General features: G+C 47.2%; 17 protein-coding genes and 1 pseudogene. All 18 read left to right on the forward strand.

The genetic code is table 11. The features are described 5' to 3' along the window. Nucleotides 1–313, forward strand: a pseudogene (locus AC1DVJ_RS25230) (sugar ABC transporter permease); the annotation flags it as partial. A gap of 9 nt (nucleotides 314–322) precedes the next feature. Further along, nucleotides 323–1,192, forward strand: a complete 870-nt coding sequence (locus AC1DVJ_RS25235; protein WP_477594561.1) for a carbohydrate ABC transporter permease — start codon at nucleotides 323–325, stop codon at nucleotides 1,190–1,192. 101 nt (nucleotides 1,193–1,293) lie between these two features. Further along, complete coding sequence (locus AC1DVJ_RS25240) at nucleotides 1,294–2,910, forward strand: extracellular solute-binding protein (protein WP_477594563.1); 1,617 nt, start codon at nucleotides 1,294–1,296, stop codon at nucleotides 2,908–2,910. Between the two features lie 48 nt (nucleotides 2,911–2,958). Next, nucleotides 2,959–4,347: an ADP-ribosylglycohydrolase family protein gene (locus AC1DVJ_RS25245; protein ID WP_477594592.1), complete on the forward strand. Its 1,389-nt coding sequence runs from the start codon at nucleotides 2,959–2,961 to the stop codon at nucleotides 4,345–4,347. Between the two features lie 41 nt (nucleotides 4,348–4,388). After that, nucleotides 4,389–6,572: a hypothetical protein gene (locus tag AC1DVJ_RS25250; RefSeq protein WP_477594594.1), complete on the forward strand. Its 2,184-nt coding sequence runs from the start codon at nucleotides 4,389–4,391 to the stop codon at nucleotides 6,570–6,572. A gap of 302 nt (nucleotides 6,573–6,874) precedes the next feature. Then, the gene (locus AC1DVJ_RS25255) at nucleotides 6,875–8,293 is read left to right on the forward strand and encodes a sulfatase family protein (protein ID WP_477594565.1); all 1,419 of its coding nucleotides are present in this window, start codon (nucleotides 6,875–6,877) and stop codon (nucleotides 8,291–8,293) included. A gap of 27 nt (nucleotides 8,294–8,320) precedes the next feature. Continuing rightward, the gene (locus AC1DVJ_RS25260; RefSeq protein ID WP_477594567.1) at nucleotides 8,321–9,979 is read left to right on the forward strand and encodes an extracellular solute-binding protein; all 1,659 of its coding nucleotides are present in this window, start codon (nucleotides 8,321–8,323) and stop codon (nucleotides 9,977–9,979) included. A gap of 88 nt (nucleotides 9,980–10,067) precedes the next feature. Further along, on the forward strand, nucleotides 10,068–10,964 hold the full coding sequence (locus AC1DVJ_RS25265; protein WP_477594569.1) for an ABC transporter permease: 897 nt from the start codon (nucleotides 10,068–10,070) through the stop codon (nucleotides 10,962–10,964). A 17-nt stretch (nucleotides 10,965–10,981) separates the two neighbouring features. Next, complete coding sequence (locus AC1DVJ_RS25270) at nucleotides 10,982–11,866, forward strand: carbohydrate ABC transporter permease (protein ID WP_477594571.1); 885 nt, start codon at nucleotides 10,982–10,984, stop codon at nucleotides 11,864–11,866. 38 nt (nucleotides 11,867–11,904) lie between these two features. Then, nucleotides 11,905–12,669, forward strand: coding sequence for a sugar phosphate isomerase/epimerase family protein (locus AC1DVJ_RS25275; RefSeq protein WP_477594573.1), 765 nt, complete (start codon nucleotides 11,905–11,907; stop codon nucleotides 12,667–12,669). Between the two features lie 25 nt (nucleotides 12,670–12,694). After that, nucleotides 12,695–13,795 (forward strand): Gfo/Idh/MocA family protein, encoded by a 1,101-nt coding sequence (locus AC1DVJ_RS25280; RefSeq protein ID WP_477594575.1) that lies wholly within the window; start codon nucleotides 12,695–12,697, stop codon nucleotides 13,793–13,795. Continuing rightward, nucleotides 13,795–15,027, forward strand: a complete 1,233-nt coding sequence (locus tag AC1DVJ_RS25285) for an MFS transporter (RefSeq protein ID WP_477594577.1) — start codon at nucleotides 13,795–13,797, stop codon at nucleotides 15,025–15,027. Before AC1DVJ_RS25280 ends, AC1DVJ_RS25285 begins: the two co-directional genes overlap by 1 nt. A gap of 17 nt (nucleotides 15,028–15,044) precedes the next feature. Then, complete coding sequence (locus AC1DVJ_RS25290) at nucleotides 15,045–17,438, forward strand: alpha-L-rhamnosidase-related protein (RefSeq protein WP_477594579.1); 2,394 nt, start codon at nucleotides 15,045–15,047, stop codon at nucleotides 17,436–17,438. Beyond that, complete coding sequence (locus AC1DVJ_RS25295) at nucleotides 17,431–18,210, forward strand: ChbG/HpnK family deacetylase (protein ID WP_477594581.1); 780 nt, start codon at nucleotides 17,431–17,433, stop codon at nucleotides 18,208–18,210. The genes AC1DVJ_RS25290 and AC1DVJ_RS25295 overlap by 8 nt, the downstream gene beginning before the upstream one ends. A 180-nt stretch (nucleotides 18,211–18,390) precedes the next feature. Beyond that, on the forward strand, nucleotides 18,391–19,539 hold the full coding sequence (locus tag AC1DVJ_RS25300; RefSeq protein WP_477594583.1) for a type III polyketide synthase: 1,149 nt from the start codon (nucleotides 18,391–18,393) through the stop codon (nucleotides 19,537–19,539). Then, nucleotides 19,532–20,248, forward strand: coding sequence for a methyltransferase domain-containing protein (locus AC1DVJ_RS25305; RefSeq protein ID WP_477594585.1), 717 nt, complete (start codon nucleotides 19,532–19,534; stop codon nucleotides 20,246–20,248). Before AC1DVJ_RS25300 ends, AC1DVJ_RS25305 begins: the two co-directional genes overlap by 8 nt. Next, nucleotides 20,248–21,399, forward strand: coding sequence for an NAD(P)/FAD-dependent oxidoreductase (locus AC1DVJ_RS25310; RefSeq protein WP_477594587.1), 1,152 nt, complete (start codon nucleotides 20,248–20,250; stop codon nucleotides 21,397–21,399). The genes AC1DVJ_RS25305 and AC1DVJ_RS25310 overlap by 1 nt, the downstream gene beginning before the upstream one ends. Before the next feature lie 10 nt (nucleotides 21,400–21,409). Then, the gene (locus AC1DVJ_RS25315) at nucleotides 21,410–23,476 is read left to right on the forward strand and encodes an MMPL family transporter (protein ID WP_477594589.1); all 2,067 of its coding nucleotides are present in this window, start codon (nucleotides 21,410–21,412) and stop codon (nucleotides 23,474–23,476) included. The last annotated feature ends 289 nt before the right edge of the window (nucleotides 23,477–23,765 follow it).

Below are 23,765 nucleotides of genomic sequence, written 5' to 3' on the forward strand. Positions count from 1 at the left end.
GGATGGGGCGAACAAGTTGAAACGGATGTGGCATATATCCATCCCTGGCATCTTGCCAACGATTGTCATTATGCTGCTGCTCCGAATAAGCAACTTTCTTGAAGTGGGACACGAGGCCATCATCTTGTTGTATCAGCCTTCAACCTATGCAACGGCAGACGTGCTAAGCACCTATACATATCGCGCGGGATTAGTCCAAGGGAAATATGATTTGGCAACCGCTGTCGGGCTCTTTAATAACACGGTAGGTCTGGTTCTGGTCTTTCTAAGTAATAAAATAAGTAAAAAATTAACCGGCAACGGATTGTGGTAGGTGACCTGCATGAGACTCTCCAGAGGAGAAAAGATATTTTCAGTCATTAACTATCTGTTTCTTTCWTTACTGGCATTATCCACGATCTATCCGTTCATTTATGTATTCTCTGCCTCCATAAGCAAGGCGCAGTATGTCTTGCGCGGAGATGTGGTGTTACTGCCTAAAGGGATTACTTGGGAGTCCTATAGGACGGTATTGGCAGAGAAGGGGCTCTGGATTGCCTACGCGAACACGATCTTCTATACGGTGGCAGGTACGCTTGTCAATCTGCTCTTTACAATGATGGGGGCATATCCCTTGTCCAAAAAACGATTAATGGGCAGAACAGCCATTGGATTCTTCATTGCTTTTACGATGATGTTTAGCGCAGGGATGATTCCCACTTACTTGAACCTCAAGGATTTGGGCTTGCTCAATAGCCGTACAGGATTTTTACTCGCTTTCGCGATTTCCACGATGAATGTCATCATTCTTAGAACTTTTATGCAGGCCATACCAGAGGAACTGGAAGAATCGGCGAAGGTGGACGGAGCTAGTGACTGGCGAATTCTCTGGAGCATTTATCTCCCCTTATCTAAGCCGGCGTTGGCGACAATTGGCCTGTTCTATGCAGTTGGGCATTGGAACTCCTATTTCTGGGCGATGGTACTTCTAAAAGCCGAATCGAAGATGCCGTTGCAGGTCCTGCTAAAGAAGCTGGTCGTGCAAATGGAAGTATCCGATGAAATCAAGAATTTGAGTGATTTAAGTGTGACTGCACAAGAAACAGTCATATATGCCACCATTATTGTAGCGACTTTACCAATTCTAATCGTTTATCCATTCATTCAGAAGTTTTTTGTTAAGGGTGTCATGATTGGGTCTTTGAAGGGGTAGTACGAATTCTTGATCTAAGGATCAGGAATGTTAACTTTTGGAATTACGTCATATGACGTGTTTCTTATATATAATAAACATATAACGGGAGGTTTTTATCGATGATGAACAAAAAAACACGCATAAAAAAAGGGATCTCGATCGTATTGGCCATGGGACTTGCAACAGGTTTAGTTGGATGCAGCACTGGCAACAGCAGCACGGAGAAACCTGTCGCAAGCAATGCACCTGCCGCAACACCAGAGCCTAAGAAATTAGCGGGCAGCCTTGTGAGTGAGAAACCTCTCGATCTTACTGTTCATATGCATTATGGTGATCGCTTCGCGTTCGATAATAACTGGGCGGTGTTCAAGAAGGCTGGTGAGTTAACGAATGTGAACTTGAAAGGCACAGGTCAAAGCAGCGGCTCCAAAAGTGGAGAAATGTTCAACCTGATGATCGCATCCAACGAAGTTCCCGATATCGTTCACGGCTTCCGTGAAACAATGAAAACATATGGCCCACAAGGCGCATTGATGGACTTAACCGACTTGATTAATAAAAACGCGCCGAACCTTAAGAAGTTTATGGATAAGGATCCAGACTACGCAAGATATGCGAAAGCTGCTGACGGTAAAATGTACTTCGTTCCGTACGTTTTTGATGGAAGCGGTGTTAGCAAAGGCTGGCTCATTCGCAAGGATTGGCTGACCAAGCTTGGTCTTCAGGTGCCTAAGACGTATCAGGAGTATTACAATGTGCTGAAAGCGTTTAAAGAAAAGGATCCGAACGGTAATGGAAAAGCGGATGAAGTACCATACTTCAGCAGAGATACTAGCGGTATCTATGATCTACTTGTGTTCTTTGACGCTACCTACGGTGGAGATCTAACGCTGCAATGGGCTGAATCTGGAGGCAAGCTTACTTATGGTCCTACGCAGCCGCAATTCAAGACCGCGATAACGAATATTGCCAAATGGTACAAAGAGGGACTTATTGACATTGAAATCTTTACTAGAGGGGCTAAAGCTAGAGATGTGCTATTAGGTGAGAACAAAGGCGGATCTACGCATGATTTCTTCCCGAGTACATTGAATTTCAATCGCTCCTTAGCTACACAAGTTCCAGGCTTTGAAATGGCTGTCATCGCACCTCCGCAAAACGTGAATGGCAAGCATGTCGAGGCAACATGGCAACAAAAATTCGGTAATCATGGCTTCGGGATAGGTGCGAAAAATAAATACCCAGTAGAATCGATTAAATACTTGGACTTCTGGTTCTCGGAAGAGGGCACTCGCTTGGCCAATTTCGGGGTTGAAGGTCAATCGTACACGAAAGAAAACGGACAAATTAAAATGTCACCAGAGGTAATGAAAGGAACGCCTTTGGAAAATATGTATAAGTTCGGGGCGCAGCACGAATTCGGTTATGTGCAATCACTAGATTTCACTAAACTTGTGTCAACACCTGAGTCCATCACAGCTGTTGAAGACTACTCCAAAAACCAATATATGAAAAAACCATTCCCGATCTTAAATTATACGGCGGAAGAGAAGAAGAAGTTTGATACGTTGTCAGTTGCGATTAACACGTACGTGAGAGAAATGGTTCAAAAGTGGATTATGGGTGCAGATGATATCGAGAAGAGCTATGACGGCTTCATGAAGAAGCTGAAGGATATGGGCGTAGATGAATTCACTGAGGTACAACAATCGGCTTACAGCCGTTATATGAAATAAGCTTCTTGAGTTGCGAGGCGGCTCAGTGCATGGGGAGTAGTGATGAAATTGGCTGGTTGGATGCCTTTGAGAGATTTAGTTAGGGAAGAAATTCGCCAGAAACGAGAAGAAGGCTGTGACGTTAAGGAAATAGGAGCACGATGGTCTGTTTCTTCGGAATGGACAGAACTTGAGTTAATGGCATTCTACCAAGAGCTAACGAATCTTAGCCCTCGTGCCGATTTCCCATTCACCGAGCCGAATTCCTTAGAAGAAATCAGACGTCTTCGACCAGACATTTCTCGTGGCAGCAGCAATCCCTTCACGGATGAGGAGTGGAGGGATAAGTTTCACGGAGCATGGCTTGGGCGGTGTTCCGGTTGTGCGCTTGGTATGCCTTTTGAGAATTATCCGTACATGAAAGGGGATACCTCACATCCTGGCTGGAAGTACATCGAGCTGTGGTTTAAAGGAGCGGATGCTTGGCCAATGGCGAGTTACGCTCCGATCCACTCGAGAGTAGAACAGATTATGGGGATATCGCTCCGTCGATCGAATCTGCATGCGACAAGAGAACAGATCCAATTCATGCCAACCGATGATGACATCCGCTATACGGTCCTAGGGTTAATTCTCTTGGAACAACACGGTTTGGATTTTAACACGTGGGATGTCGGTAAGCTATGGCACCAAATGCTGCCATACCAAGCGGTATGCACAGCCGAAACCCAAGCGTATTTGAATTTTGCGCAAGTGACGCATCATCTCGGTGCCGTACAGCCAGAGGATTGGCAAGAGAAGCTGAATTGGGTGAGGCATCATCTGAACCCCTACCGCGAATGGATCGGAGCACAGATTCGTGCGGATGGTCTGGCTTACGGAGCTGCTGGGAATCCAGAATTAGCAGCAGAGTTGGCTTGGAGAGATGCCTCTTTCACCCATGTAAAGAATGGGATTTATGGCGAAATGTTCGTTGCTGCGATGATAGCGGCTGCTTTTGTTGAAACGGATATAGAAAGAGTAGTAGAAATTGGCTTGAGTGAAATTCCAACGACTTGCAGGCTTGCTCATGATATTAAAATAGCCATCGAGATTGCCAAAAGCACGCCGGATCAATTGCAGATGATTGAGCGAATTTGGATAGCGTTCAACCATTATCATGAGGTCCATACCAACAATAATGCTGCACTAGTGACAGCCGCACTCATCCATGGGGATGGTGATTTTACAAAGGCGATCACTACTGCTGTACTTGGCGGATGGGATACCGACTGTAATGGGGCAACCGTTGGCTCCATCATGGGCGCTTTTATTGGTGCGAAAAACATACCGTCACAATGGACGCTGCCATTGAACGATATACTCTATTCAAATATTCCAGGGTTTCATCCAATTGCGATATCGGAATGTAGTGAGCGGAGCTTTCGCGTGTTTAAGAAAATTAGAGCAGCGGAGTAAGTATCTTTTCCAAAACGGAGGAGGAACGAACCTTGAAAAAAATGGTATCAGCTTTGCTTTTATTGATCATGATATTTGCATGCTCAAGTATCGCCCTGGCGGAAGTCAATCCATCCAATAGCGGTTGGACGGAAATTAGTGCGAGCACAGACAGCTTGATTGTTTATGTCAGCAGCTCTGAAGGCGATGATGCCAATGACGGTCTTTCAACTAGCACCCCAGTGAAAACGCTTGCTAAAGCAGCCTCATTCGTACGTGATGGGTATCCAGATCATTTGCTTTTAAAAAGAGGAGATGTGTGGACCGATGAAACATTAGGCCGGTTCAAATCAGGGCGAAGCGAAAGCGAGCCTCTGGTCCTCTCCTATTATGGTGAATCAGGGGAAAGGCCGAAATTAAAGGTTAGCTCTAACTTTATCGACCATAATGGTCAGGTGCGATCCAATTTGGCCATCATCGGCCTTCACTTTGTGGCGTATAAAATGGACCCTGCCGATCCAGCGTTTACGGGGACTTCCCCGTCGAGCTTGCGTTTCGTTGGAGGCGGGAACAATCTTTTAGTTGAAGATTGTAAGCTAGAATTTACAGATATTATTGTCCAAAATTTTTCAACCTTTAAGTATCAGAATTTCAAACTAAGAAGATCGATGGTCACAGATGTCTGGTCGCCGAATACGTCCAATAGCAATGCAGTCAGACCCTCAGGTATCTATGCAACGAGTGTTGATGGATTATTAATAGAAGAGAATCTGTTTGATCATAATGGATGGAATGAAAATGTACCTGGTGCAGGGGCCAACCAATATAATCACAATATGTATATCCAGACCAGCAACGTGGGTAACCATGTGACTGTACGAGGAAATGTGATTGCGCGAGCTTCCAGTCATGGCGTACAAGGGCGTCCAGGAGGCTTGTATGAGGATAACTTGTTTGTCGAAAATTCCATCGGATTGCAGCTGGGCTATAAGGGCACTCCTTTACAAGCTGGAACATTTGCACATGCCAAGAATAACGTCATTTTGGCAGGAAAAAGAATGGACCCAACCAATAGCAGCGAACCAAGAACAGCTGCCGTATGGGGGCTGTGGCTGGATGATCTAGGAAGCGGGACAGTTACGCTAGAGGGCAACATTGTTGCTAATCGTAAAGAGCTAGGCTCCTACGTCGGCATTAGGAATTACGCAGGGATCAACTATGCGGGAAATATCCAGTATAACTGGGGCGGCGGTATAGGGGATATGGTTGATCCTACGTGGGACGACCCTGCGCGCTCGGTTGATTCCTATCATGGTAGTTTAGGTAAAACGGCAACTTTGCAAGCCTTTTTAACAGAAGCGAGAAATCGCGGGCTTAAGGAATGGCCGCTTGAATATTCCGCTTATACAGTCAATGCGTATATTCGTGATGGCTTTAAAGACACGAAAGCGCCTACCGCAACGGTGTCTTATAGCACGGTTGACCCAGAGGCGGAGGAAGTAACCGCAACGATTACACCGAGTGAAGCCGTAACGATCACGAATAATGAGGGTTCAAACAGCTACAGGTTCCTCTTTAATGAAAGCTTCACCTTCGAGTTCGTCGATGCTTCAGGAAATCGCGGTTCGGCTACTGCAGTTGTTGACAATATCGTATCCAAAAGTACTGGCAAGCCAGGGAAGCCTGTTCTTAGCGATGACAATGGGTATGATACAGGACTTCTAGATGGTAAGTATCAGGTGAAGATGAATCTGTACTACGGAAATAACGGCAGAATTTATAAGCTTTATGAGAATGACGTGTTGATTGATACGGTAATTCTGAAGGATGCAACACCCATAGCTCAATCGGTCACGACTTCCGTATACGGCAAGAAGAACGGTGTTTATACGTACTATGCGGAGCTCACGAATGCATTCGGTACGACAAGAAGCGAAACGCGTGTGGTTACCGTAAAGGATGCTGCACCGGGGAAAGCCGTTCTTTCTTCCGATAATTGGGATGGCGATGGAAGCTATAAAGTCAGCATGAATATGTGGTGGGGAACGAACGGCTCAACTTACCATTTATATGAGAATGGCGTGCTCATCCATACGCAGGCTCTGACAGTGGGAACGCCAGCCGCCCAATTTGCCGAAGTTCTGTTGACGGATCGAACCATTGGTACGTATGAGTACCGCGCTGAGCTCGTCAATGATGCAGGGGTTACATCAAGTGAGATATTCATAGTTAAAGTAAAGAAGTAGGTACTTTTGCTTGGCGTATCTAGACAGATCCGCGCATTGCGCGGATTTTTGTTTAGTCGAATAAATCGACTAACTTGAGAGAAGGCAAGGTCCTGCGGGGTGAGTTAGTCGAATAAATCGACTAACTAGAGAGCAGATGAGGTCCTGCGGGGTAAGTTAGTCGAATAAATCGACTAACTCGAGAGTAGATGAGGTCCTGCGGGGTGAGTTAGTCGGGAAAAAGTAGGATCCTATCCTAAGAGAACGGCGAAGTTGATTATTTTAGCAGCAAATCAACCCAGTTAATTGGAGTGAAATGAATCATGACGGTCAAACAGCCGAATATCCTTCTCATCATGGTAGACCAACAACGGTATGACTGTTTGGGACACAGTCGCGATTACCCTGTTCAAACACCTCATCTGGATAAGCTGGCTGAACAGGGCATGTGGTTCACACACGCATTTACGCCAATTCCCTTATGCAGTCCAGCTCGACAAGCCTTTATGGCGGGAAGAAGGGCTGAATCGCTTGGCACCTTATGGAATTACAACTTAGGGCCCCATATCCCGGATCTTAGTCCCGATATCTACGTGTGGACACGCGATTTGCTTAACAATGGGTATCGAAATGGACATATTGGGAAATGGCATGTGAGCGAACATCACGACCCTCGCGCATTTGGATACGAGACCTACATCGGGGAGGATCAATACAATCATTTTCGAAAAAGCTTGTATCCCGAGCAACCATTGCTGCATACCTTCCCAAGCTACGTGGATACGGTGCCAGTTGAACATTCGCGAACACACTGGCTAGCAGAGCAGGCCATCCAAGTGATGAAGAGCTATCAACAGCAAGGCGGGCCGTGGCATGTACGCTTAGACCTGACCGACCCGCATCCGCCCTATGTGCCTAACCGCGTTTTTGCGGACCTGTATGAGCCGGAGCATATTCCTAAGTGGCGCAGCTTCCATGACTCCTTTGAGGGGAAGCCCTATATACAGAGGCAGCAGCTTGTAACCTGGGAGATCGATCATTACAAATGGGAGGATTGGGCACCCATTGTGGCGCACTATTACGCTCATATCACGCAGACTGACGATGCTATCGGCAAACTCCTTGCTGCACTTGAGGAAAGCGGGGAGGCTGAAAATACCCTCGTGATCTACACAACGGATCACGGTGATATGTGCGGGAGTCATGGGATGTTCGACAAGCATTGTGTAATGTACGACGATATCGTCCGTGTCCCGATGATTATTCGATGGCCTGGCGTCGTGCAAGCAGGCAGCAACTGTGATGCGATGGTATGCAACTTACTTGATCTCGTACCAACGCTGCTTGAAGCGGCAGGGTTGCCATTGCCGGAAGTCAACTTGCATGGTCGCTCACTCATGCCGCTTTTGCAAGGGATTACGCCAGAAGATTGGCCGGAGCAAGTGGTCTCGACCTATAACGGCCAGCAGTTTGGGCTCTATATTCAGCGTATGTTGAGAACGAAAGACTGGAAATACATTTGGAATCCGACTGACGTAGACGAACTATATGATTTGCAGAAGGACCCAGAAGAGCTGCATAACGTGATTGACAATGTCAACTTGACAACGATGGTTAGTGAGTTTAGAGCGAGGCTATATCAGCTGTTGCTTAATGATGAAGATCGTACCGTAAATAATATGTGGGTACGCAATCAGCTCATCAAAGGTCGAAAGCTGCCACTACCTAGAATTTCAGAATAATCATTTGTGCAAATAGGAGGCTACCTAATGAAACCAATGAGATCTGCTTATTCGTTTATTGCGTTAAGTGCCATGATTACTGTATCCGCTTGTAGTTCTTCATCAACGCCGACTTCCAGTGATGTTCCTAAATCTAGTTCGTCAGTATCTGTATCTGGACCTCTGGAGAAGTATTCAACTCCCATCGAAGTATCAACGGTCAGAGTTGTAGATGCGACTGTCAAATTCGCAAACGGCGATACGATTGAGAATAATGTGTGGGCGAAAGCTTTCCAAGATGAACTAGGAATCAAAGTGAAGTATAACTGGATTGCCACCACGAATGATGATGCGACCCAGAAATTAAACGTCATGATCGCTTCTGGCGATCTTCCTGACTTCTTCGGAGTAACACCAATCCAACTGAAGCAGCTAGTTGACGCTGGCATGGTAGAGGATCTTTCGGATCTGTATTCGAAGTATGCGACACCGTTGACCAAGAAGTTCTTGGAAGGTGAAGGTCCTGAGCAGCTTAACTCTGCCAAGTTTAACGGGAAATTGATGGCGATTCCGAGTGGCGGATCTTCGATCGACGGAGCACCTCTTCTATGGGTCCGAACAGATTGGCTGAAGAAGCTGAATCTGACTGAACCGAAAACGATGCAGGATGTTTATAAAATTGCAGAAGCCTTCACGAAGCAGKATCCAGATGGAAACGGCAAGAACGATACATTTGGCCTAGGTGTGAATAAAGGGATCGGCGCAAGCGGTATTATGGGTCTATCCGGTTACTTTGCCGGCTTCCAAGCGTTTATGGGGAATTGGGTGAAGGATGCATCTGGTAATTTGGTTTATGGTTCGGTACAACCAGAGATGAAGCCGGCGCTTCTCAAGCTGCAGGAGATGTACAAAGCAGGCTTTATCGATAAAGAATTTGGTGTGAAAGACGGAAACAAAACAGGCGAGGATGCGGTCGCAGGTAGAATTGGGCTATATTACGGCTCTATGTGGAATCCGATTAGTCCGCTGCAAAAGGGAAAAGATCTGGATCCTAAGATGGAGTGGACGGCGTTTCCGATCGTTGGTGTGGATTCGAAGCCAGCTAGACCTCCAGTTGTGAATCCGACTTCCTCTTACTATGTCATTAAGAAGGGTGCCAAAAATCCAGAAGCCCTCTTGAAGATGATCAATTTGTATGCCGAGAAGGGCTGGGGCGAGAAGCAAGACTATAGCAAATATGTTGCCTCCAGCGATGGGATCGAGCTATTTAAATATGCGGCATTCAGAATCGTGAATCCCAATAAAAATATGGAAAATCACCTGGCGGTAGTGGCCAGCACGAAGTCAGGGAATACGACCAAATTTAACGCGGAGCAGCAAATCACAATTGATAAGATCAAGGCATTTAAGAATGGCAATAACAAAGAGTGGAATCAAGACCKGGTATTTGGCGAAAGCGGTTCGTTCGCGGTTCTTAATCAATACCAGAAGCAAAATTTGCCGCTAATGAATCAATTTTTCGGCGCTGCTACGAAGACGATGGGCGAGAAGAAAGCTACGCTCGACAAGATGGAAATTGAAACCTTCACGAAGATTATTACGGGTGCCCCCATTGAAACCTTCGATAAATTCGTAGAAGACTGGAAGAAGCTAGGCGGAACTGACATGACGAAAGAAGTCAATGACTGGGCCAAAACGACCAAATAGGACGTATGACAGCAGGAAGAGCAGCGGTTGAGAGGCTTCTTCTTTCCGCAGCTCATCTTTGTCACACATGCCCAAGGAAGGTGATGTAATGATTCTTAAGAAATGGCGGAAAGAGCTGCCTCTTCATCTCATGATTCTACCTGCACTTGTCCTTCTGCTGGTCTTCAGTTATTGGCCGATGATCGGAATTGTTATCGCCTTCCAGAAATTCATGCCAGCTAAAGGTATGTTCGGATCGGAATGGGTAGGGTTCCGAAATTTTCTCTATGTCTATAACTTGCCCGATACGTTGAGTATCGTTTATAACACCATTTTTATTGCTGTCATGAAAATCATCGCAGGACTGTTTGCTCCGATTACAGTTGCTTTATTGCTGAACGAAATGGCGAGCGAGAAAATCAAACGAAGTGTGCAAACACTCATTTATTTACCTCACTTCTTGTCTTGGGTTATTCTAGGCGGTATTTTGATCGACCTGCTTTCCTTAAAGGGAATTGTCAATCAAACTGTCAGCCTGCTTGGATTGGACCCGATTTACTTTTTGGGAAATAACAGCTGGTTTCCATATGTCTTAGTCACAACGGACACATGGAAAGACTTTGGCTTTGGAACGATCGTGTATTTGGCGGCACTGACTGGCATTAATCCTGCCCTCTATGAGGCAGCGGTAATGGATGGGGCGAATCGCTGGAAGCAGACACTTCATATTACATTACCAGGAATGTTACCTGTCGTTGTGCTGATGTCGCTGCTAAGTTTAGGCAACGTGCTGAATGCTGGATTCGATCAAGTCTTTAATCTGTATAGCCCACAAGTCTATGAGAGCGGAGATATTATCGACACGTTCGTGTACCGGATCGGGTTAATCGATGCGCAGTACAGTGTTGCAACGGCAGTTGGCTTATTCAAATCGCTCGTATCGCTATTGCTTATCTCCATATCCTATCTGCTGGCTCATCGATTCGCCGGTTATCGGATCTTTTAAGAAAGGGGAGTGGGACAATGGTTCAAAATCCAGGGATTAGCCGAAAACTGTTCATTGCGTTCAACTATGTATTTCTTATCGGGCTGTCGATCCTGTGCATCATGCCTTTAATTCATGTGTTGGCGGTTTCCTTTAGCTCAAGTGCCGCTGCCACGGGGGGCTTGGTCAAGCTTTGGCCTGTGCAGTTTACAACGAGTGCTTATAAGTATGCCATGCAAAAACCGGAATTTGTTGCAGCGCTGTATGTTTCACTTAAACGGCTGGTGCTGGGAACCTCTATCAGTATGTTTCTAACTGTTCTTACCGCCTATCCGTTATCCAAAGAGAAGCATAAATTTAGTTGGCGAACTGGATATGCGTGGGTCATGGTTTTGACGATGTTATTTCATGGCGGGTTGATTCCTTGGTATATGACGATTAAATCGTTAGGCTTGATCGACTCCATTTGGGCATTGGTGCTGCCAGGCGCCGTACCTGTGTTCAATGTCATCCTGTTGTTAAATTTCTATCGGGGACTTCCGAAGGAGCTTGAAGAGTCCGCTTTCATGGACGGTGCGGGACACTGGACGACGCTATGGCGTATCTATGTCCCTCTCTCAATGCCAGCACTTGCTACGATTTTCTTGTTCACCCTGGTTGCCCAGTGGAACAGTTGGTTTGACGGTCTTATTCTCATGAATAATCCAGAAAACTATCCGCTGCAGAGCTACTTGCGCACGATTATCGTGAGCAATGATCTGAATATGATGACTTCAACAGATTTAACCTTGCTTCAAGAGTTGTCCGAACGTACGGTCAAAACGTCTCAAATCTTCTTGGGCGTGTTGCCGATCCTGATGGTATATCCGTTCCTGCAACGCTTTTTCGTCAAAGGCATTGTGATGGGCAGTGTAAAAGAATAAAAAAAAATTGCGATCGAAACTCTAGGAGGCTGAATGTAATGACAAACATATCCATTGCTTCATATTCGTTTAACGGACTGCGGAAGGAAGGCAAGATCGATTTATTCGGGTACCTGGAGTCGTGCAAATACCGATATGGTTTGCAAACGGCAGATATTTGGAATGGTATGCTGCTCAGTACGGAAGAGGATTACCTGCGCAAGGTCAAGGAGGCGCTCGAGGAGAAGGAGCTTAAGCTCGTTAACCTGTGCGTCGACTGGGCGGATCTGTGGCATGACGATCGGGAGCAGCGGGAAGAGCTGCGTCGCAATGCGCTTGCCCATCTGCGGGCGGCAGAATATCTCGGAGCTCGTACGATGCGCCTAGATTTTGGCGTACGTGATCAGACGGATCTAACGGAGGAGCAGTTCGATTGTATTGTTTCTGGCTATAAGGAATACAGCGAATTTGCTTACAACGCTGGGTTCAAGGTAGGCCCCGAAAACCATTATGGCGCCCAGCTATATCCGGATGTCATGCAGCGTGTTTCCGAAGCGGTTGACCATCCGGCTTACGGTATCCTGCTGCATTTTAACCGCTGGCGCAGCGATATCGAGAATGGTGACCGGAGAGTTGCCAAGTACATCATGCATACCCATCTAGATGCCAATAATATGATGAATCGGGTGGAGGAGTGCCTAAGTATATTGCGTGATGCCGAATACAAAGGCTGTTTAGGCTTAGAGTACAATGCCCCAGGAGATCAATATGCCGAGGTTGAATGGCTGCTTTCATCTGTAAAGCGAGCTCTTAAAGCGAAATAATTACAAATAAAGGGGATTAACCATCATGGGAAAAATGAGAATCGGTATGATTGGCGTTGGACAAATTGCCAAAGGCCACTTGAAAAGATATGCAGAAATCGCGGATGCGGAAATCGTCGCAGCTTGTGATATTAATGAGGCAGAGCTGGATCGTGTCTGCTCGTCCAACCAAATCCCTCATAAATATACCGATTTCCGTAAAATGCTGGAGCGCGACGATCTTGATGCCGTCGACGTGTGCCTGCACAACAACTATCATGCTGCTGTTACCATTGCCGCATTAGAAGCGGGCAAGCACGTCTATTGCGAGAAGCCGATCGCAGGCTCCTATATAGACGGGGTTAAAATGCTTCAGGCGGCGGAGGACACCGGCCGCATGCTTCATGTTCAGCTTGGCACACTGTACGCGAAAGAAACGAAGGCAGCCAAGCTTCTTATCGAAGAAGGCAAGCTAGGGCGACTGTATCATGCCCGGTCGACAGGCTACCGCCGTCGCGGTCGTCCGTTTGTCGATGGCTACGGTACGTCGACGTTCGTGCGTAAACAGGAATCAGCCGGCGGCGCATTGTTCGATATGGGGGTCTACCATATTTCACAAATGCTGTACCTGCTTGGTCAGCCGAAGGTGGAACGGGTCAGTGGAAAGATCTATCAGGAAACCGACATGGACCCGAAGCGGCGCGAGGAGAGCGGTTACAATGTGGAAGAGCTCGGACTTGGCTTCGTCAAATTCGCTGGAGGTTCATCGCTTGATATTATCGAGGCTTGGGCGATTCATATGAATGAATTCGAGGGCAGCAGCATCGTTGGTTCACAGGGTGGAATTCGGCTGTCGCCGTTCAGCTATCATACAACCATTAGCGATTTGGAGATCGATTCTACCGTGAAGCTGGACGCCATGGATTTCCGTCGTCATAAGCTAATCGAGAACGAGGATGCTTACGATTCCTCCCAGTGCCACTGGATTGCAGCCTTGCAAGGGCGCGTGCCGCTGCTTCCGACGGCGCAGCTTGCATTGCAGACGATGTTAATCAGTGAAGGGATTTACATGTCTGACCGGTTGGGTCGAGAAGTTGGAGCGGATGAAATCATCGCTGAATCCAAATCTACGATGATCCATATCTAATGGCATCCAAACTTGAAAAGCAAGGGATGACAGCGCCAGCATCAATGAACGTCAGCCTTTCAAAGTATTCCATGCACTTATATATTGGGATGTACTACATTGCAATTGCTTCCTACCAACCTTTTCTGAGCTATTGGTTTTCCCAACAGGGGCTGAGCAACAGTCAAATCGGCTTTCTATATTCGCTAGGGCCATTAATCGGACTTATGGCCCAGCCTATATGGGGTCTGCTAAGCGATCGTTTTGGCATCGGCAAGAGATTACTCTTGTCGAGCCTTTTGCTAACTCCTCTAGTCGCATTCGGTTACCTGCTGGCTGGGGAAAGGTTTTACATCTATATTATTGTATCCGCCTTGTACACCTTCTTGTTCTCTGCCGTAAGGCCGAATATGGAACAGCTAACGGTAAGTCATGCTAAGGCGAACGGTCAAAGCTACGGCAACATCCGCGTGCTGGGCTCGATCAGCTTCGCGTTGGCGGTGACGCCTCTAGGGATTATGTACAACAAGTTTGGTATGAATACGATGTTTATTATCCATATGATGACGATGGTGCTCTCGTTCGCGGCGCTGCTGCTCGTCAAGACGGCGGACTCAGGCAATCCCAAGCCGAAAGCGATGTCTGCCGGCTTTCGCGAGCTGATCAGAAATCGCTATATACTACTGTTTCTCATGTGTTCGTTACTCCTAGGTATCGCAAGTAACTTTTACGCGGTATTTTTCCCGATGCTGGTAGGTAAGCTTGGCGGCGAAGTAGCTCAAAATATAGGCTTGCTCAATACCGTTTCGGCGATCTGTGAGCTGCCATTCATGATTTTATCAGGCTATCTGTTGAAACGGTTTGGCTATTTTCATATCCTTGCGTTATGTGCCATGGCGGCATGCCTGCGTTGGTTCGTGATTTCATTGGAGCCGACATTTGGTGTGCTGTTAGCAAGCCAAATGCTGCATGGCATTACGTTCGGTTTATATACGGCTGCTAGTATTAGTTTTATTTATGAGATGTCGCCAGATAGTTTGAAAACGACGGGACAAACAATGCTTGCCTTAATCTCATTCAATTTATCGAGTTTGCTAGCCAGCAACGGCGGTGGCTGGATCATAGATCGTTTTAGCTTCAATGCGTTGTATACCATGGGTTCGTTGTTAGCCCTTGTTGCGGCCCTAATGTTCTGGTACATGTCTGTGATGCATCGACGGGAGCAGCGCAATTTGCTGAATCCACACGAATGAGGAGGTTAGAAAACACCATGGCTTATATGGAAGAAAGCAAGCGTTGGCAGGGTATGTGGATCTGGACCAATGGAATGGAACGAAGCAGCTTAAGAGAGCATGAGCTTGTTTATTTCAGACGCGAATTCGAGGTAGAGAATTCTTCTGATGCTAGACTCATCGTACATGTATCTGCAGATAGCCGATACCGTCTTTATTTGAATGGCGAGTCGGTGGCAGTCGGTCCTTGCAAAGGGGATACCTGGAATCATTATTATGAAACGGTTGATCTTACCGATCAGCTTAAATCCGGAAAAAACGTGCTGGCAGCGAAGGTGTTGCATTATTACTACGCTTCACCATGGCATGGCGAGGGCAAAGCGGGTCCAATGTCGGTCACTCGTGCCGATTTGGGGGGCTTCTGGTTAGATGGGGCGTTGGAAAAGATGGATGGAACCATCGTGAATACACTGCATTCCGACGACCAATGGAAATGCATGGCGGATAAAGGCTTCCACCTAGAGGCTACAAAGGTAACTTCGTGGCTCGGAGGGTTGGAGCGTGTCGAAGGTGAGTATGTGCCACATAACTGGCAGCAGATTACCTACGATGACAGTGCGTGGAAATCAGCTGTAGCCTTTATGCCTACAAGGGATAATTGGGGGTTGTTCTTGCCCTGGAATTTGAAGGCGAGGCCGATTCCTCCACTATACGAGACGGAAACCGACTGGGCCAAGATTGTACGGGCGGAAGGGACTGAAGTTGTCAAGGTGCAACGGATGGTTGAAGGCTCCGACGTTCTAATTATACCGGCAGGTGGAAAAATATGGGCGGAATTCGATGCGGGTATGCTGGCAACTGGCTATCTTCAGCTTTCTATGACTGGGGGAGCCGGAAGCCAAAYCCGTCTACTGTGTGCGGAATGCTATGAACCGATTCCGACGATTTCTGGAGAAAGGGAAAAAGGAATTCGTGATCAAGCTGAAGGAGGCTGTCTGCTCGGCGAATACGATCAGTATACGGTGGCTGGCGTTGGTACGGAGCAAAGTCCTGAGATCTATGAACCGTTTACGTTCCGTACAGCCCGTTTCGTCCGGCTTGAAGTGAATGCAGGAGATTCACCTATTCATATCACTAGGTTTCAGTTTAGAGATACGGGGTATCCACTTGAAATAGAAGGTGCATTCTCCTGCTCCGATCCGGAGCTGAATCAAATATGGGAAATAAGCATCAATACGCTTCTAAGATGCATGCACGAAACCTACGAGGATTGCCCATATTACGAGCAGCTGCAGTATATCATGGATACCAGGTTGCAGATGATGTTTACCTATCAACTGTCAACGGACGATCGTCTGCCAAGGCGCGCTATATTCGATTTTCATAGCTCCAGACTGCCTTCGGGGATGCTGCAATGCCGTTATCCGTCATCAGAGCCGCGCGTGATTCCTTCCTTCTCGCTCTATTGGATACATATGCTGTATGAGCATTATATGCAATTTGGAGATTTGGAGCTGATCAAATCGTATCGGGCGACGATGTCTGATCTGCTGGAATGGTTCGACAAATTGCTGACGCCTGAAGGACTTGTCGGGGCAACGCCAGATAAGTACTGGGCTTACATCGATAATGTGCATGATTGGACTTCCGGCTCCCCGGCAGGTAGAGAAAACCCGCCGCTTACGATCCTTAGTCTCATGTACGCCGCAGCGCTTGAAAGAGCAGCGAAGCTGTTTGAGTGGACCGGTTGGCGAGATGCAGCACAGGAATGTGCTGAAAAGCAGGAGCGAGTCAATGAGGCGGTTCGCAAAATCTGCTGGTCGCAAGAACGTAAAATCTTTGTCGATATACCGCATAGGGAGAGAACCAGCCAGCATGTGCAGGTTTGGGCAGTCCTATCGGGTGCTGTCAAAGGCGAAGAAGCACGGGAGCTGCTGCTCCGCATGTTGGACGACAAAACACTGGATAAGGTATCCACGCCTATGTCATTTCATTTGTTTAGAGCTTTAGAAATGACTGGGTTATATCAGCGTGCCCACCAGCAATGGGATCGTTGGAGAGTCTTCCTGGGACAGCATTTGACGACATTCCCAGAAGTCGATCACAAATCTCCGCGAAGTGACTGCCATGCGTGGAGCGCGCTGCCACTGTCCGAATTCCCCATGATGGTGCTTGGTGTCCAGCCTCTCGAGCCGGGCTTTAACAAAATTAGAGTCGCGCCACAGATCGAGGGATTAACATGGGCAAAGGGTACGCTTCCGACTGTGAAAGGTCCAATTCATATAGAATGGTCGATTGAAGATGGGGACCATTTCCGTATCAGCCTCTCAGCACCTTACGGAGTGCCTGTCGAGCTCAGACTTCCCGACGGCACGGAAGTAGCGGTTGCTGATTGTCAATCTTATGAGATTTGGTGCAAGATAAATGAATAAGCAGAAACAGGTCTATTTGATTACACGTGGAGACGATTGTGGTCTTAACCGATCAACGAACGAAGCACTCCTGGACGCTTGCCAAAAAGGGATTCTAAAAAATGTTTCACTCATGGCGAATGGACCCGCTATTGAGGAAGCGGCCAAGTTGTTCGCAGGATATGATGAAATCTGCTTCGGACTGCATTTGACATTCAATTCAGAGTGGGATCAGTTAAAATGGGGACCCATCCAGTCGAGAGAGAAGGTACCCTCGCTTGTAGACGGTAACGGTCACTTTTACCCTACAACGGCGTTACTTAAGGAGAATCATCCAAGATTGGATGAAGCCATGACTGAAGTGCAGTCGCAGTATGACAGACTACGCGAGTTAGGTTTTCGCATTTCCTATGTAGATGAGCATATGCAATTCGGGCTTGTCATTGAAGGCTTTACCGAAGCATTGGATGCTTGGTGCCGCAATGAGGGATTGTTTTACTTTCGCTGGATGGACCGTCGCTTGCCAAAGCATTGGATAGGACCCGATAGAGTGGACAATTGTATTGAGACGCTAAGGGTATTAGAATCCGGTTGTTATACATGGGTTGGTCATCCTGCATACACCAATGAAGATATGCGCCTGCTCGGCAATGGGCAATATCCTTGGGAGGAAGTAGCCTCTGATCGTAAATGGGAGCGGGAGATGTTTCTGAATAAACGTATCATGGACTACTGCTTGGAGCATGGCATTCAGTCTATTCGATATGACGAGCGATCTAAACATCATCTCTAACTTTGATTTCACCAAAGGAATATGGTCTTGGAACCGCTTATCTGACATGAGAAGTATCTCATGTTGGATCAGCGGTTTTCTGTTGTTACGTATATAAGCCCCATTTCTTGAATACATATGTGTAAAGTGATGTGCATGTCCAACCAAGAAATTTAGGAGCAAAGGGGTTGCGTAGTCGAAATGAAACAAGAAGATGAGATCATTGCAATTCTTGGAATTGGCACAGCTGTGCCAGAATTCCGTCTAGATCAAGCAGATACGTCTGGGCGACTAACGGAAGCCTTACGTGATACGCCTAACTCTGCGCGTTGGGCGAAGAAAATTTTCAAGCAATGCGGTGTAGAAACCAGATACACCTGTGAACCGAATCTGCTGGAAACAGCTGATAATTGCCGTTATTTTTCACAGACGAATCAACAAGCGCCATCGACTTCCGATCGAATGGCTACGTATAAGCGCGAGTCTGTGCCATTAGCTTTGCATGCGGCCGAGAAAGCCCTGAACGATGCTAAAGTTAACGTGTCTGACATTACGCATCTGATCACCGTAAGCTGTACAGGACAGTTCCTTCCAGGATTAGATGCCGCATTGACGCAGCAGTTGGGACTAGCCGCCAATGTCAATCGGATCCCGTTCAATTTCCTCGGCTGCGCTGCTGGATTGAAAGCGGTTTGTTTGTCTCGCCAGATCGTCTCTAGCAATCCGCTTGCCAAAATATTAGTCGTCTGCGTTGAGTTATGTACCCTTCACATTCAGCCTTCCAGTGATCGCGAGGCTTTATTTGGTGCCTCCTTCTTCGGAGATGGTGCCTCGGCCTGTGTGGTCGGTGTTCCGAATGAAAACCATAAACACATTTTCCAATTAGGCAACGATCATTCGATTCTGTTACAAGATTGTGCGGATGAAATGAAATGGGATGTAGGGAATCACGGCTTTGATCTGTATCTTTCTCCGAATATTCCCAAACTGATAGGCACCTGGATTCCAGAACAAATTGAGCATTTGCTTGCTGGTGGTCCTAAGCCAGAGCTATGGGCGATTCATCCTGGTGGGAAAGGGATCATCGATACGTTGGAGGAGGTTTACGGACTAACTTCCGAAGAAACACGACCGAGCCGAACGGTATTACGCAATTATGGCAATATGTCCTCGGCAACGATTCTTTTCGTATTAGATGAAACTAGGCAGCAACTGGCGAATCGCGGAGCTGGACCGACAAGCGGGATCTCCCTTGCATTCGGACCGGGGCTTACCTGCGAGATGATTCAAATCACCTATATCGGGGTTCGGGTAATTCACGAAAAGGAGTTAGATGAATCCTATGTTTAAGGGGCTCAAACAACKGGCTGTACAGCATGAATTAATGGATGACTTCTCGTCAGGAGGCCCCGAGCTTCGGCAAGCCTTGCAGCATTTGCGTTTACTTAATCGCATTTTTGGTGCTGCAGGGCCGACATTATTTGGTTTTAAGCGATTATGGCTGCAAGCAGGCAAACCTAAGACATTAACGATTTTGGATATTGGATCTGGTACCGGAGATGTCAATCGTCAGCTCTTACGTTGGGCGGATGCGAATGGCATAGAACTAAGCATTACGCTAGTCGACATTACCGAGGAAGCCTGTGAGGAGGCGCGCGAGTTCTTTCGTGCTGAGCCACGTGTGCGTGTAATGAGGAGCAGTTTATTTCAGCTGCCGGAAAATGGGGTCGATATCACGACTGGCACACAATTTGTGCATCATTTTACTAACACGGAGCTTCCCCAGGTTGTGGGCTGTATGCTGAAAGCATCCCGATTAGGTGTTGTTATTAATGATATCCATCGGCATTGGATTGCTTGGGCTGCTGTATGGGTAACGGCTCGAATCATCTCCAAGAACCGTTATATTTTGAATGACGGCCCTTTATCGGTAGCGAAAGGCTTTCGTGCTGGGGATTGGACAACCCTCCGTACCTCCTTGGGAATCTCAGATATGTTGGTTTCTTGGCGACCTCTGTTCAGGTATGTTGTTGTGATTGCGAAAAGGGAGCGGGCGTGATGACTCACATCTATGATGTTGCCGTTATCGGTGCAGGTATAGCAGGAAGTGTGATGGCGAAGTCCTTAGCTGATCATGGTTGGGACACGGTATTGATCGATCGCAAGTCATTCCCAAGGCATAAGGTATGCGGGGAATTTCTGTCTCYTGAATCTCTTGCGATGTTTCGAAAGCTAGGCCTGCGCGAAGCAGTGACATCCCTAAAGCCAAGTGCCATCCATCGAACACGCTTGTTTCTATCTCGGGGAAAACCTTTGGAGATTACGCTCCCAGGAACAGCTTATGGCGTTAGCCGATACCAACTTGACTCCGCTCTGCATCATGCGGTTGTGCGTTCAGGCGTGCAGGTGGAGACAGAAACAACGGTGACTTCCGTGAAGCCCTGTGATCAGGGGTACCTCATAGAAACTAAGCAGCATGGGGATGTTCAGCAATACCAAGTACGAGCTGTGATTGCTGCTTGGGGCGCTACGGGCCTCCCTGGGCTTCAAAGTCAACATCCTCGTGCTGCTACAACCGTCAAAGGGGCACATCTAGGCGTGAAATCCCATTATAGCGGGATCGAGATGAAGGGCGTTGTAGAGCTTTATTTCTTTGAAGGCGGCTATCTAGGCTTATCACCGATTGAAGATGGGCTCGTGAATGTGGCAGCCTTGCTGGAGCGAGAAGCCTTCCAGCATGCAGAGAAATCCATTCTTGGGTTGATCGAAGCGGCTAGCCAAAGAAATCCAAAGCTTGCCGAGAGGCTGTCTTCTGCGCAACCCGTTCTTGGCACGCAAGCGGCTGTTGCGCCTGTGAAGTTAACCCGTAAGCCCCTCACGTGGGACATGTTTCCACGTCTTGGAGATGCGGCTATGATGTTACCGCCGCTCTGTGGTGACGGGATGTCGATGGCGCTGCGCTCCGCAGCGTTATGCGCGCCACTCGCGTCCCGTTATCTAAAGGGTGAGATCACCCTAGCCGAATGGGAGCGGGACTATACGAAGGCCATTCACCGGGAATTCAATGGACCCTTGAAGTGGGGACATCTGCTGCAGGGGATGTTGGCCATCCCGTATCTGCCGCACATCATGCTTGCTGCAGCTAAGTTCACACCAGGATTAGCAGATAAATTTGTTCAGGCGACTAGGCTCAAAGAAACCGAGTTTTAAGGAGTGGGTCATGACCTTGCATAAACTTGCCATGATATCCCTTCGTTATCCTAAAACCATCCTCCTATTCTGGGTCATATTCTTCCTCTATTTTGGGTTCTACGCCCCGAAGCTGCCTGCCGTTCTGAAGGATCACGGGTTGATCTCGGACGGAGCTTTCGCCAAAGTTGAACAAACTTTAGCCTCTGATTTTCACATACCAGCGAACCCCGTCATTCTTGTATTTGAGAATAAAAAAAAGTTGGACCCCCGGCAATTTGAACGATACATTCAGCAAGATTTGTTAACTTTACGGGGCATGCAAGGGTTAAGTGAAATCATATCTCCGCTCGAAAGAGAGGGGATGATGCAAGGGGATTTCGCGTATGCGCTGCTTGAATTCCAGCAAAGTCCACACGAAATGAAACCCGTCTTGAGCGAGCTTCGAACACGTTTACCAAAGCATAGTGATATGAACGTGCAATTGACAGGAAAGTCTGTTGTGCAAGAAGACGTAAATCGAGCGAGTCAGCATGATCTGAGAAAAGCGGAAAGCTTAGGCATCCCGGCGGCCTTTCTGATTCTTTGGCTGGCTTTTGGCGGCATGACTTCCGCTCTGATTCCAATTATTGTAGGTGTTATCGGTGTTACAAGCTCCATGGGCATTATCTATTGGATGGGGACACGAATTGAATTATCTAACTTCGTACTGAATGTGATTCCGATGGTGGGACTCGCCCTTAGCATTGATTTTGCCTTGATGATGGTGAGTCGTTTTCGCGAGGAAATCCATGCGTGCCCAGCGGGACAAGCTATCCTGACAACGATGACAACAGCGGGAAGAGCCGTTTTATTCTCGGCGCTTAGTGTTTTCTTAGGCCTCATGGGCATATTGTTCATCCCGCTTCCTATATTTTCGACCATTGCCTTAGGTGCAATGACGGTTGTATCCGTTTCTGTTTTACTTACGTTAACATTAGTGCCAGCGCTGTTGACCCTGTGGTGGCCTGTCATTCGAGCAGAGACCCGACCGCTTTATACAAACCGTACCAGAAGTACAAAAAGTACAAACAATTTCTGGTTTGCCATGTCACGCTTCGTGATGCAAAGACCTGTCCAAATGAGCCTGCTTGCTGCCTGTATCCTCATCTGTTGTTTCTTGCCGCTAACGAAAATGCATGTGGCGATTCCAGATGCAACATCATTACCCAATGGCTATGCTTCCCGGGCAGCATTCGAGGCTTATCAAACTCACTTCGGTACTCGAAATCGATCGGATGTCTATCTCCTGGCCACAGGTAAAACAGCACAATTGACCCAAAACGATAGGAAGAACGCCTCATCGCTTATACAAAAATTAAAGAGCGATCCGCTCGTTGAAAGGGTCGATTCGGTTTATTCGAGCAAGCACATGCTCATTCAAATTCGCTTAAAGGGTGAGCCCACGTCGCATGTAGTGAGGGACTGGCTGAGAGGCAAGGAGCAAGAGGGGGCTTCTGGCCCACTTCCATTCCTTCTGGGTGGCGAAGCGAAGTTTCAGCAGGAGATATTCGATGACATTTTTGACAATTTAAAATATGTACTTCTGTTCATTCTCGTATCTAATTATGTGGTCTTATTCATCGCATTTCGTTCCGTTCTCATCCCTTTAAAAACAATTCTTATGAACCTATTAAGCTTAGGTGCGTCTTTCGGAATTCTAACTTGGATCTTTGAGGAGGGGCGTTTCGGCTTGGAACCGAGCAGCATCGCCATCATGATTCCCGTGTTTATCTTTGGATTGGCGTTCGGGATCTCGATGGATTACGGCGTTTTCTTAGTATCGCGGATCTATGAGGAGTATCAACGGACGCATGATAATTATCGCTCTGTGCTTGTAGGCTTGGCGTCTATAAGTAAGATAATAAATTCCGCTGCAGCTATCATGATTACGGTCACATTGCCGTTTGCATTCGGAGATGTAGTTGGTGTGAAACAGTTAGGCATTGGAATTGCCGCTGCGATTTTTATCGATGCCACGGTGATCAGGTTGGTGCTTGTACCAGCATTAATGGTCATACTCGGTAAGTGGAATTGGTGGGGGGCTGGAACGAAGTAGGTTCATGTAGAAAGTGTCAGTAGAACATAGGAGAAGGCTGTGGAAAATATTTGTAGTTGTCTGGGACTAGAAAAGGTCGAGTGCGTAAAATCCCTTTATTCGAGAGTATTAGTGCAAATTATGAGTGTATAGAAGTGGATATATCCATAGACGGTACAATTCAACAGATTGGAAGAGCATTAAATTAACCGCCTTTTCAAARGGCGGTTTTCTTTTGGTGTAAAAACAACATTAAGATTTAACATAGCCAAAATTTAAAATAAGGTAAGACAGCAGGACATATAAGAAT

The sequence above is a fragment of the Paenibacillus sp. P4_A9 genome (assembly GCF_056402415.1).